We start from the raw sequence: 12,533 nt of genomic DNA on the forward strand, positions 1-12,533 counted from the left end.
TTGATACAATTAAGTTGATAATTTCATAAAATGCTAATCCGTTCCACTTTCACTATAACCGTATCCGAACCAAGTTCTTTACCTCGTTCCTATAACTTGGAACTCGTTAAACTATTACATCAAAAACTGGGTTTAGAAGTAGGTGACGAAAGAATACCTTCTACATCCTATTCAGGTATCTGTGGACTATATACGACGACTCAAGACTTTTTTACTTTTCAACCCGATAATTTTTATCAACTCTCACTATGCGGGTTACAGTCAACAGCAAGTAAAGCAATTATCAACTTAAACCTCACAGAATCACTCGAATTTTTAGGCGCAAAATTTAATATTATCAACCGCGAAGACAAAATAACTAGCTATGAAGAACTTTATACCAACTTAGTTGCCAATGAACCCGAACCAGTGCGACAATTTGAACTACAATTTACCACACCCACTGCATTTTCTCAGCAAGCTATTACTATACCGCTACCAATTCCAAATTTAATCTTTCGCAATTGGTTAGAACGTTGGAATAAGTTCGCACCCGTGTACTTGGGTGGAGATGAATTAATAACTTATTTAAGTAATGCAATTTTTTTGAAATACCACAAAATCCAGACACGCAGCATTCAGTTACACAGGGGTTACGTCAATGGATTTATTGGTGATGTAACACTACAAGTTTTTAATCGTGCTGATTCCTTACTTGCGAATATTGCAGATTTATTAATTCAATATGCCCAATTTTCCGGGACGGGTATTAAAACTCGTTTAGGAATGGGACAAACCAAAAATTTACTTTAAAATTAGGAGTATTTATCATGAAAAAGAACATTTTAATCTGCACTGTTGGGACAAGTTTATTTAAACCAAATTTATTTGGACTTCCAGTTCCAGATAAATACGATGAATGGGTTGCCAAACAACCAAAAACAGACCATCAATATTTATCTGTAGAATTAATCACCAATCTGAAAACTGCATTAACAAATCAAAACTGGAAACATATCGCTGAATTATTAAACACTATACCTGGGACAACACGTCTATGTGGTGCTGAAATTAATTCGATTAGCGATTTAGTTGAACGCGAATACTGTGCTGATAAATCCTTACTATTTTTCTGTTATTCTGCTACAGAAGAAGGTGAAAATATTGCGAAAATTCTCCAGTATTATTACCAATTCAAAGGACATATAGCTAAACCGCGAAAAATTGAATATCTCCAAGACAAAGAACCGAAGCTTTTTCGTACTAAAGGACTTCGTAATCTTGTTAAAGAAATCAGTCGTATCGTACAGGAATATCACCCAGATAACTGTGCCATTAATGCCACTGGTGGCTATAAAGCCCAAATTGCAATTGGTGTTTTAATGGGTCAATCGCTGGGTGTTCCAGTTTACTATAAGCACGAGTTTTTCAGTGAGATTATTGCATTTCCACCCATGCCAATAGGACTTGATTTTAGCTTGTGGCTGGAAAAAAGCGGATGGCTGACTGCACTCGACCGAGGAGAAATATTAGGATGGCATGAGGTAGAGGATGATTGGGATGAACGAATGGAATCGTTGATTGAACGTGTTGAATGCAATGATGGTAAAATTATTCTAGAACTTTCTCCAACAGGTCAAATCTTCCATGATACTTTTAAAGGACGCTTCCAGTCGTGCCGCGACAAGATACTTCCTCCAAGTGTTCCCAGCAATCAAAAACAACCACCAAGTTTACCTAATCACTCTTGGGGAAATGCACGCACACCAATTCTTAATTTCCTAGAAAAAATAGTCTCTGATTTTCCTTATGTCCGCGCTTGTCGTACCGATTATTGGAACCCAGATTTATCGTCAACTCCATTGTTTCGCTTAAAAAAAGAAGCTATCGAAGGTATTTTCAGTAATGGTACTTGGACAGTGAAATTTTTCGTTGAAACATCTGCTACTACTTCTGGACAGTTAGAAGCTTGCATTGCAGATTTGAACCAAACTATCTACAGTTTGTAGGCTGGGATAGACTTTGACTTAAGTCAAAGTCTGGGAAAAGTTTCAAATTTTATTTATTAAGTTTGCGGAAATCTACCGAGGTCAATTGATGAATATATGATGAATATACATAAATCTGAATCTTAATCAGGTTTTTATATTTATAAAGAATAATGTCTTCACTCACACCAAAGCATAAATATTCGCTCTTAAACCTCAGAAATCTTACCGCCAACATCAATAATATTGAGCGAATTCTTTGCATTTCGCACCCAAAGACTATATTTCTCTTTATCAACTAAGTCCACTATCGGTAAAAATGCCCAATAAAGCCAGAAAACTTTTCCGTGAAGAAGCCTTAGAACGCTTGAACTCTCCAGAACAGCTTGACCGACTGATGCAGGTAGTCAGCCGTCAAGCCTGGGTGCCCTTGGTTTCTATGGGCTTAGTGGTAGCTGTAGCTGGCATCTGGAGTGTAGTTGGGCGAATTCCCCTCACCGTCACAGGTTCTGGCGTGTTGATTCGACCTCGTAATGTGGTACAATTTCAAGCACTTGGCGGCGGTCAATTGTTAACCCTAAACATCAAGCCAGGAGATGTCGTTAGGCAGGGTCAAGTACTCGCCACCATAGATCAATCTAATATTAGGCAACAACTACAACAAGAAAACGCAAAATTTACCCAGTTGCAAGAACAGAACCAAGACACAGATAGACTGCAAAAGCAACAAATAGCGCTGCAACAAAGAACCCTTGACCAGCAGCAAAAAGACCTTGAAGAAAGCCTGCGTCGAGAGTCAGTAGCACCAACGCTACACTCCGAGACTTTAAGAGCGTTAGAGCAAAAACGACAAAGCCTTGAGCAAAGCCTGTCAAGAGAAAAAGTCGAGCCAGTATTGTACAAACAAACTCTCGCCGCGCTAGCAGAAAAACGCAAAAGTCTTTTAGAGCGCTCATCAAAAATTAGCTCATTACTGCAAACTTTGCAACAACGAGTTGAAACTCGTCGTAATCTCTTTCAACAGAAAGTGATTAGTCAGGATGTACTGCTGCAAGCCCAGCAGGACTTGTTGAACCAAGAGACGCAACTGGGGGATATTCAAACACAACTCAAAGACCTTGATGTTCAAAAAACGTCGAGCGAACGGGAATATCTACAAAATCTTAATAGAATTGACGATATCAAAAATAACATTCAAGAAATTAAAGTTCAAAAAACCAATGCCGACCGGGAGTATCTGCAAAATTTGAATAAACTTGACGATATTAAAACCAAAATTAAAGATATTGAAGCCCAAAAAACCAAACTAGTTCAACAAGACTTAGAAAAGTCCATAGGCAAATTAAATCAAATTCAGGAAGTTAGACGCAAGATTGCTTCCTTAAAACTGCAATTAACTCAGTCTGGACTAATTATCAGCAAATATGATGGTCGCGTCTTGTCAGTTGGTGTCCTCCCCGGTCAAATTGTCAGCGCAGGTACCCGGATTGGGACGATTGAAGCAGAAGACCCCAACACCAAACTGTCCAGTCTTGTTTACTTTGCTGATAAAGATGGCAAGCTTCTAAAACCTGGTATGAGTGTACAAGTCACACCCAGCGTTGTCAAGCGCGATCGCTTTGGTGGAATTGTTGGGGTAGTAACGAACGTTTCTCCCTTTCCCGTGACAACTCAAGATATCACAGCGCAAGTCGGTAACGAAGACTTAGCTCGTAGCCTTGCCAATAATAACGCAGCTCGCGTGCAAGTTCAGGTCCAACTACAAAAAGACCCAAACACTGTCAGCGGTTACAAATGGTCTTCTTCTAATGGACCAGCACTTAAAATTTCATCAGGTACGACTACGGAAGTTAGGGTCAAAGTTGGAGAAGTGGCACCTATCTCTTACATTATTCCTATATTTCGCTCTTGGACGGGCATATATTAATAGAATATGCTGGCGGAAATACCACTGCCTATAATTGCTACATTTAACATGGAATAATTTATGTATATTTAGTTATTTTACTTTAAAGGCATCATAAGCAGACCAAACAGGATTACGATGAGAGCAACAGCAAAAAGGCATGAGAGTGAGACGATTGAAACAAACGACACTTGACGCATTACTAAAAGCTTACGCACAATTACACCAAATCGTTGAAGAGTTATACATAGCTCATGATAATGCGGTAGCAAATAATGATGATGAAGACGCTAGCTTATTAGTTAGTAGAGCCGATAAACTTTATGAATAAGTAGAAAATTTAGAAATTATTATCTCAGAACTGGAGGAAAGATGAAAATAGTTGAAGATTTAAGAACTCGTATTAAAGAACTTAGTAAGCAAGCTGTCGAATTTAGTAAAAAAGCGACATCTGCATGTTTAACTGACCGAGAGCAAGCTAAACAGTACAGACAACAAGCAAGAGAAGCTGCAAAACGATGTGAAGTATTAAGACAAGAAATTAAACGCCAACAAGTAGTTTAATTAGGAGTTAAAATAATGTCTCAAACTGTTGTAGCTCATGAGTTACAGCAGTTTTTGTTACGTTATAACTTTATATTAATAGAATATGCCTTTTGCCTTTATTAAAAGTATTTTATCTAAACCTCAAACTCGTCGCGTCCGTACCCCTACGCTGCTGCAAATCGAAGCAACCGAATGCGGTGCTGCTGCTCTTGGAATTATTCTCAGCTATTACTCGCGCATTGTCCCCTTGGCAGAATTGCGGCGCGAGTGTGGCGTCTCACGAGATGGTAGCAATGCCTTTAATATCGTCAAAGCAGCCCGAAACTACGGCTTAAACGCCAAAGGTTTGAAAAAGTCTCTGGAAAGTCTCAAAACCCTGCCTTCCCCCTACATTGTCTTTTGGAATTTCAACCACTTTCTTGTGGTGGAAGGGTTCGCCAAAAACCACGTCTACCTCAACGACCCAGCCACAGGACGCCGGACAGTTTCCCTAGAAGAGTTTGACCGTGCTTACACTGGTGTCGTCTTGGTGATGGAACCAGGACTGGAATTTCAATCAGACGGTCAAAAAAGTAACATTGTTACTGCCTTAGCCTCACGCTTGCAACACTCACGCGGTAGTATCCTCTTCTGCTTATTGGCAGGGCTATTACTGACAGTTCCTCGGTTGGCAGTGCCAGGTTTTACTCAGGTATTTGTGGATGAAATTCTCATTACTGAGCGAACTGACTGGATACGACCGCTGGTAATAGGAATGGTTCTCACTGGTGTACTACAGGCACTACTTGCCAGACTGCGGCTTACCTACCTGCGCTTGCTGATGCTGAAGTTGTCAGTCACGCTGTCAGGGCAGTTTCTCTGGCATATTCTCCGCTTGCCAGTTGGGTTTTATGCTCAACGCTTCGCGGGTGAAATTAGCAGTCGGGTGTCACTTAACGATAAAGTCGCAGATATACTCTCAGGTCGCCTTGCCACTACCGTCATCGACGCAGTGATGATAGTCTTTTACTTTCTAATTATGCTTCAATATGACCTTGTACTAACGGGTGTAGCTGTTGGTTTTGCTGCAATCAACTTTTTCGCCCTCCAGTGGCTATCGCAAACTCGTGTTGATGCCAATATGAAGCTGGCACAAGAATATGGTAAGGTTAATGGAGTGGCGATCGCTGGCATTCAAACTATAGAAACAATCAAAGCTTCGGGGCTTGAGTCTGACTCATTTGCTAAATTCGCCGGGAACTATGCCAAAGCACTCAACGCCCAGCAAGAATTGGCTTTACAAACTCAAATTCTCACAATAATACCTACTCTTTTAACAGCATTAACCACGGCTTCTATTTTAATTGTCGGCGGCTTCCGAGTGATGAACGGTAGCCTCAGTATTGGGATGCTGGTTGCCTACCAAAGTTTAACAGCCAGTTTCCTACAACCTATCAACAGTCTGGTCAATTTCGGCAGTTTGTTGCAAGATTTAGAAGCTGACTTAAACCGCCTTGATGACGTACTGCAAAACGCTGTTGATGCAGAAGCCCAGAGGGGAGGGGGAGAAAACAATTCAAAATTCAAAATTCAAAATTCAAAATTAGGAGTCTCTCTCTCATCCCCCCTACACCCCACACCCTACACCCTACACCCGTTCCAACTACAGGGCTACATTGAGTTGCAAAATATCACCTTTGGCTACAGCCGCGTGGACGCTCCCTTGATTGAGAACTTTAACCTGTTTCTCAAGCCGGGACAACGAGTAGCAATAGTAGGTGGTAGTGGTTCTGGCAAGTCTACAATAGCCAAGCTAGTTTGCGGTTTATACGAACCTTGGTCAGGGGAAATTTGCTTTGATGGCGTACCGAGAACCCAGATTCCTCGCTCTGTTTTGGCGAACTCTTTGGCAATGGTAGAACAGGATATCTTTCTCTTTGCTGGGACGGTTCGGGAAAATCTTACTTTATGGGATTCGACGGTATCACAAACTGACTTAGTGCAGGCTTGCTCTGATGCAGTTATTCACGATTTAATTTTATCTCTGCCTGGAGGATATGATGCCAAGCTAATTGAAGGGGGAATGAACATCAGTGGTGGACAGCGCCAACGTTTAGAAATTGCTCGCGCTTTAGTAAGAAATCCCTCAGTTTTGGTCATGGATGAAGCAACAAGTTCGCTGGATGCTCAAACAGAATTGATGATTGATAAAAATTTGCGGCGGCGTGGTTGCTCTTGTATTGTGGTAGCGCACCGACTCAGTACAATTCGCGATTGTGATGAAATTATTGTATTGGAGCAGGGGAAAGTCGTGCAGCGGGGTACGCATGAGGAGTTGTGGCACTCAGGGGGGAAATATGCCAGCTTACTGCGTACTGAAGGATAATTGTAGATGGAAAGGCAAAGGAGGCGGTTTATTTTGGTGCTGAGGTGAACTGTTAATAAGATAAATCTGTAAATGTAGTCAAAAAAAGCAAACAGTAAGTCATTGCCTACTGAAAAGCAAAAAGATACTGCTATCTTTGTCTGTCAACTACTTTCGCTATTTTTGCAACCAATTTTGTTGTTTAGATACCATCCTCTGCAAAAATACATCTTCTTAATTGCACCGGAGAGAGGAAAGCTTAGAAATTACCATTTATGAAAACGGAAACTGGGAGTTTAATACTGATGACGAAACCTGATTTTAAACAAATGACCCGTAAGGAATTGAAAAAATATATTTTAACTCATCCGACTGATGATGAAGCCATCAGAACCTAAGCATTAACCGCCGCAACCCTAATGTTAAAGTTTATCCTTATCCCTACGATATGTCTTATGAGGAAGTCGAAGCTATTTTTAAATCTAAGTTAAATCAAAGTGAGTCGTAAAGCTATACTTCAGTGGCAAAATCTTAGATGAATGTGCCAAAAAGTACCGAGGGGAGTGTCAACGACGTAAACCAAAACCAAAACCAGCTAGCAAGTTTTACTGGGGAAGTAAGCTGCTAGCTGGTCATAAAATTAGCCGGAATAAGGTTAAAGATAAATGCTCACCTGGTCAATTGACATTTAAACGAGCAGCTCGGTGGTATCAGAATGCCTACAAGTGGCAGAAGTGGTAAAGAAGTTTGTTACAACAAATCGAGCGTTGTGTTTTTGATGCACGTTTAGGTATAATTAGAGTCAACCGCCAAGCCGCCTTCCTACTCTATATCCACCTTCAGCTGCCCCTACAGTTATACTTTTGCCTCTGCTTGTAATTTAGCTGCTTCATAAGCCTTAAGAGCCACTTCAACGGATGATCGATATATTATGTAGCCGCCAACTACTGCCCTAAGTTCTCCCTCATCCAGTTCCCCCTCATCGACTGTTGTGGATTGCATAATAATGTCTTCGCAACCTGCATCATAGCAATACCCGTATTGCTAAAAGATTTTTGATGCTGAATTGTTGACAGAATCTGTAGAATCAAAGCAAAACCCACAAATTGCACGACTCGCAGCCAGAAATCGGGGCGATGTTCAAAAATTTCGGGAAACGTCTTCTCATAAGCACTAGCTAATGCAACAATTGAAGGCTGAAGCAGATCCATTGGCGTTATCGCCAAGCCTAAAGATTCCTCAAGACTTAAAGACTTGCTGATAACTAAGCTACCCAGCCAGAGAAACACATAGCTACCAATGAGATTTCCTAAATCCATTGCTGGGTCTCCCCAAGCAGAAAATTCCCAATCAATCAGTTGTATAATATTCGTACCGTTTTGCTGCCAATTGCTGTGCAGAAGAATATTATTCAGCTTTAGGTCATTGTGGGTAAGACAACTGGTCGTAAAAGTGCTACCTAATTGGGCGATCGCTTGCCCCAAATCATCATACCGCTGGTAGAGAGCAAAAAACTTCAACCCGTCATCTGGCACCAAACCAAAAATTTCTGGCGAAATCCTTTCTAACATGCCGATCGCCTTCTTTACAAAATCAGAAGCAGAATATGAAGAATTTTTGTGGAAAAATTCTTCATATTCTGGGCGGTTGAAAGTGTCACGATGAATAGTTGCAACAATTGTACCAATTGCCGTGGCGATTTCACTGTTAAAGCTATTTTCCTTTTGGTAAAAATCACTTAAATCGCGATAGTCATCTCTGTAAGTCTGGACAATAATAGAATTCAATAAGTCAAAATGCAGCACCTCTGGCAAAAATAAGCGTAGGTGATTGAGTTCTGAAAATCGCTGTAAAAATTCTTTCAGCACCCACTCACCCAAAAACTCACCCGCTGCTTTCCCTTGTTTATGCCGCTCTTGCTTAACCAAAAGCTTACGACTGTCACTCAAAGTTACTAATAAGTCAAAATTTTTAGTTACAACTAACTCTACCTTACTGGTTGCTTGTTCGGAATTATTGCACAAGCCAAGCTCAACTAAATACTCGAAAACATTATGGGAATTTAACAAAAATGGCATAAGTACGCTTAAATAAGACTACCCAGGCAAAATAGCAAAATGTATACTTATATTAAAAATAACATAAATTTATGGTAATCCTACCTTTTTTGTGCAGGTTTAAATGAAGAATGCAAAGTATCGAGTCCGACAAATTGCTGCGAAAGTGACTACCGTTGCTGGATTATTAGGTATCACTGGTTTAGCAGCAGTAGGATATTATGCGTTCACTCCACCGTCTATTAATCGATTGTCACTTCCCGAACACCTGATTTCGTTAGAATCACCAATGGGCAAAAAATTACTAAGTGAGAGCCAAATACGAAAAGACTACAGCCTACTTAATACTTACTTTGAAACTCAGAAGCGTCCTGCTTATTGTGGTGTTGCTAGTGGGGTGATGGTTCTTAACGCTTTGGGAAGTCATCAAAGTACGTACCAACGTCTGACTCAGGATACTTTCTTTACTAGCACTGCATCAAGCATTCGCTCACCTTACTTAGTTACTTTTCTGGGAATGTCGCTTGACGAATTAGCAATCCTCCTACAAAGTCACAACCGCAAAGTTGAGGTATATCATGCATCAACTACCACACTAGAACAGTTTCGTGCGGTAGCAAAAGCTAATCTAAAAAATGATAATGATTTTATTATCGTTAACTATAATCGTTCGGCAATAGGTCAAATCGGAGGCGGACATATCTCCCCCATTGCAGCATATCACGAAAAAACAGATAAATTTCTGATTGAAGATGTATCAAGTTACAAATATCCTCCTGTTTGGGTAAGAGCCACAATGCTTTGGAATGCAATGAACACTGGTGATGCTATTTCGAGTCAAACACGCGGATATTTAATAGTTAAAAGATAGCATTATTCAAGACCATGTAGAGACAAAGGTTCAACCGTTGTCTCTACAACCAATTTGTGTAAAACGAGCGGTCTTAACGGGAAGTATCAAAATCAAAATATGGAAGTTGTGTATCGCCTGAAAGCAAATGAACAGCTACTGCTAGATGACCCGGAAAAGGTATGGGTTATGCAAACTGGCACCTTATCAGTGTTTGCCACAAAAATCTCAAAGGAGATGCCAGAGGACTTTACAGAAGTAGCTGCAAATGAGCATCGCCGTTATTTATTCAGTGTCGGTACTCTTGAGGCGTTGTTTGGTGCAGCAACCAATCATTCAGATTCTTTGAGTTTAGTAGCAGTAGCGATCGAAGCAACAGAATTATGGCAAATATCAATTGCAGATTTAGTCAAGCTAGTGGCGACGGGTGAAGCGGAAGCGATGCTGCAAACCGCGACGCACGCGTTAGCGAAGCTTACCGAAGCTATCGCTTTAATAGAAGGTTGGATAAACCACTTAAATGAGATATTCAGGACGGAACCCTATTCAGCAAATTTTTCTCACTATTTATCATTAATAAAACCAGAAAATGCCGCTTCACTGCCAAGCATTTTGGCTGATTTACATTCTGAATTCTTCGACTATTTAAACAAGCTCCAACAGCAGGAAACTCTTACTGCCTTTCGCCAATTTCAACAACGAGAGCAACTCAATCGTCAAGTAGTCAATTCTGCACTCTCAAAGTTAGCTTTTGTATTGCAACCGCAGCAAGAAACTGCATTTTCTCAACTTGGAACGCCTTTATTGGTGGCAGCAGGTGCAGTAGCAAAGGTAATGGGGATAAATATTAGTCCACCTGCCCAGTCAGATTCACTTAGTCAAGCTAAAGATCCAGTGGAGGCTCTAGCGCGTTCCTCTCAAATTCGCACCCGTCGTGTAGTGTTAGAGGATGGCTGGTGGCTTCATGAGTATGGTCCTCTGTTAGCTTACACTTTTGAAGAACAGCGTCCAGTAGCATTGTTGCCAGCAAACAGCCGTTATATTTTATTCGATCCAGTAACGCGATCGCGCACATCTGTAGATCAGGTAATTGCGGCAACACTCGAAAGAGTTGCATACCAGTTTTACCGACCTTTACCCAACGTCGTCAACAATGTAATTGGGTTGTTCGAGTTTGGCGTCAAGGGTTATCAAAAAGACATAATTCTAGTTTTGGTAGCTGGGATTGTTGGCTCCCTTTTGGGGATGGTTGTGCCGCAAGCAACAGCGCTTTTGGTGGATAATGCAATTCCAGATAGCGATCGCAGCTTATTATGGCAAATAGGGCTGGCATTGTTTGCACTCTTGTTGGGAAGGACAGCGTTTGCAATGTCCTCTGGTATTATTTCACTGCGAATCGAAAACGCTGCTAATGGCGCGTTGCAGCCTGCAATTTGGGACAGACTGCTGAGATTAAGTCCGGCATTTTTTCGCGACTATTCCTCTGGTGATTTGGTAAACCGCACCTTATCTGTGAACCAGATTCGTCAGATCCTGTCAGGGGCAACGCAACGCACTTTATTGAGCGCACTGTTTGCTTTACTGAATGCAGTGTTAATGTTTGTTTACAGTTGGCAATTAGCTTTAGTGGGGGTAGGTATAGCTCTTTTGACAACTATTGTCACCACTGTTGCAAGCTTGCTGGTAATACGTAAATTGCGACAGCAGCAAGAACTAGATGGCTTCCTTAACGGGCTAATTGTACAACTAATTAACGGCGTAGCCAAGCTACGGGTAGCAATGGCAGAAGAACGGGCGTTTGCGGCTTGGGCAGAGCAGTACAGCAAGCGTTCACGGCTCAAGGCTAGTTTCCAACTTATCAGAGACAATGTTTCTGTGTTTAATGAGGTATTGTCCCTAGTTACTTCGGCGCTGTTGTTTTGGTTTGCGACTGAATCTATTGGGATGGCTCAAGGGTCAGGGTTGACAGTAGGCAAGTTTTTGGCTTTTAATGCTGCATTGGGCATTTTTATTGGGGGAGTCAGCGACCTCAGTAATACTTTGACTGACATTTTGGCGATCGTGCCGTTGTGGGAACGGGCAAAGCCAATTTTACAAGCACAACCGGAGTACGATCCAAGCAAAGCAACCCCAGGCGTCTTGACGGGTCGTGTAGCCTTAGACCATGTTAACTTTCGCTACCGTGACGATGGATTACCGATACTTAATGATATCAGTCTGTATGCAGAACCAGGGGAATTTGTCGCGATAGTCGGACCTTCGGGAAGTGGGAAGTCAACGATATTCAGGTTGTTGTTGGGGTTTGAGACTCCACCAAAAGGAACAGTGTACTACGATCGCTTTGACTTGGCTTCCCTGGATCTTCAGGCAGTGCGAAGGCAGTTAGGGGTAGTGTTGCAAAATGGTCGCATTGGCACAGGTTCGATTTTTGAGAATATCACTGCCGGAGCCAATGTATCGCACAAGCAAGCTCAAGAGGCGGCGCGAATGGCGGGTTTTGCTGATGATATCGAGCTTTTTCCAATGGGAATGCACACAGTTATCAGCGAAGGTGGTACCAATCTTTCTGGGGGACAGCGACAGCGATTGTTGATTGCTAGAGCGCTAGTCAATCAACCGAAAATCATCTTGATGGATGAGGCTACCAGTTCTTTGGATAACCGTACGCAAGCGATCGTCACTGAAAGTTTAGATCAATTGAATGCTACTCGGATAGTGATTGCCCACCGTCTCAGCACAATTCGCAATGCTGACCGAATTTACGTAATTGAAGCAGGTCGCGTGGTGCAGGTGGGTACATTTTCGGAGCTAGTTAACACTCAAGGGCTATTTGCTCAACTAGTTGCCCGACAAATCGAGTAAT

The 12,533-nt window shown here is 41.7% G+C and carries 11 protein-coding genes; 10 read left to right on the top strand and 1 reads right to left on the bottom strand.

Going from position 1 to position 12,533, the window contains the following annotated elements; genetic code table 11:
• Nucleotides 1-30: 30 nt before the first annotated feature.
• The 8 genes from cas6 to AABK37_RS08115 all read left to right on the top strand — a co-directional run bounded on the left by cas6 (nucleotide 31) and on the right by AABK37_RS08115 (nucleotide 7,161).
• Nucleotides 31-792 carry a CRISPR system precrRNA processing endoribonuclease RAMP protein Cas6 gene (gene cas6, locus AABK37_RS08080; protein WP_432551071.1) on the top strand — a complete coding sequence of 254 codons (762 nt, stop codon included), beginning with the start codon at nucleotides 31-33 and terminating at the stop codon, nucleotides 790-792.
• Nucleotides 793-809: 17 nt separating this feature from the next.
• Complete coding sequence (locus AABK37_RS08085) at nucleotides 810-1,988, top strand: putative CRISPR-associated protein (protein ID WP_432551072.1); 1,179 nt, start codon at nucleotides 810-812, stop codon at nucleotides 1,986-1,988.
• 238 nt (nucleotides 1,989-2,226) lie between these two features.
• Complete coding sequence (locus AABK37_RS08090) at nucleotides 2,227-3,894, top strand: NHLP bacteriocin system secretion protein (RefSeq protein WP_432551073.1); 1,668 nt, start codon at nucleotides 2,227-2,229, stop codon at nucleotides 3,892-3,894.
• 139 nt (nucleotides 3,895-4,033) lie between these two features.
• Nucleotides 4,034-4,204 carry a hypothetical protein gene (locus AABK37_RS08095; protein ID WP_432551074.1) on the top strand — a complete coding sequence of 57 codons (171 nt, stop codon included), beginning with the start codon at nucleotides 4,034-4,036 and terminating at the stop codon, nucleotides 4,202-4,204.
• Nucleotides 4,205-4,245: 41 nt separating this feature from the next.
• Entirely contained in the window at nucleotides 4,246-4,437 is a 192-nt protein-coding gene (locus tag AABK37_RS08100; protein WP_432551075.1) for a hypothetical protein, read from the top strand.
• Between the two features lie 85 nt (nucleotides 4,438-4,522).
• Nucleotides 4,523-6,784, top strand: coding sequence for an NHLP family bacteriocin export ABC transporter peptidase/permease/ATPase subunit (locus AABK37_RS08105; protein ID WP_432551076.1), 2,262 nt, complete (start codon nucleotides 4,523-4,525; stop codon nucleotides 6,782-6,784).
• Between the two features lie 102 nt (nucleotides 6,785-6,886).
• The gene (locus tag AABK37_RS08110) at nucleotides 6,887-7,042 is read left to right on the top strand and encodes a DUF6888 family protein (RefSeq protein WP_432551077.1); all 156 of its coding nucleotides are present in this window, start codon (nucleotides 6,887-6,889) and stop codon (nucleotides 7,040-7,042) included.
• Nucleotides 7,043-7,092: 50 nt separating this feature from the next.
• Nucleotides 7,093-7,161 (top strand): DUF6887 family protein, encoded by a 69-nt coding sequence (locus AABK37_RS08115; RefSeq protein WP_432551093.1) that lies wholly within the window; start codon nucleotides 7,093-7,095, stop codon nucleotides 7,159-7,161.
• A gap of 546 nt (nucleotides 7,162-7,707) precedes the next feature.
• Here AABK37_RS08115 and AABK37_RS08120 read toward each other — a convergent pair.
• The gene (locus tag AABK37_RS08120) at nucleotides 7,708-8,841 is read right to left on the bottom strand and encodes an aminoglycoside phosphotransferase family protein (protein WP_432551078.1); all 1,134 of its coding nucleotides are present in this window, start codon (nucleotides 8,839-8,841) and stop codon (nucleotides 7,708-7,710) included.
• A gap of 103 nt (nucleotides 8,842-8,944) precedes the next feature.
• Between AABK37_RS08120 and AABK37_RS08125 the strand changes: the two genes are divergently transcribed.
• Both AABK37_RS08125 and AABK37_RS08130 read left to right on the top strand, forming a co-directional pair.
• Nucleotides 8,945-9,691 (top strand): phytochelatin synthase family protein, encoded by a 747-nt coding sequence (locus AABK37_RS08125; protein ID WP_432551079.1) that lies wholly within the window; start codon nucleotides 8,945-8,947, stop codon nucleotides 9,689-9,691.
• Nucleotides 9,692-9,790: 99 nt separating this feature from the next.
• A complete protein-coding gene (locus AABK37_RS08130; RefSeq protein ID WP_432551080.1) occupies nucleotides 9,791-12,532 on the top strand; it encodes an NHLP bacteriocin export ABC transporter permease/ATPase subunit in 2,742 nt (913 codons plus the stop codon).
• Nucleotide 12,533: the final 1 nt, after the last annotated feature.

Source organism: Tolypothrix sp. VBCCA 56010 (assembly GCF_050875635.1).
In the GTDB taxonomy this organism is placed as follows: domain Bacteria; phylum Cyanobacteriota; class Cyanobacteriia; order Cyanobacteriales; family Nostocaceae; genus Hassallia.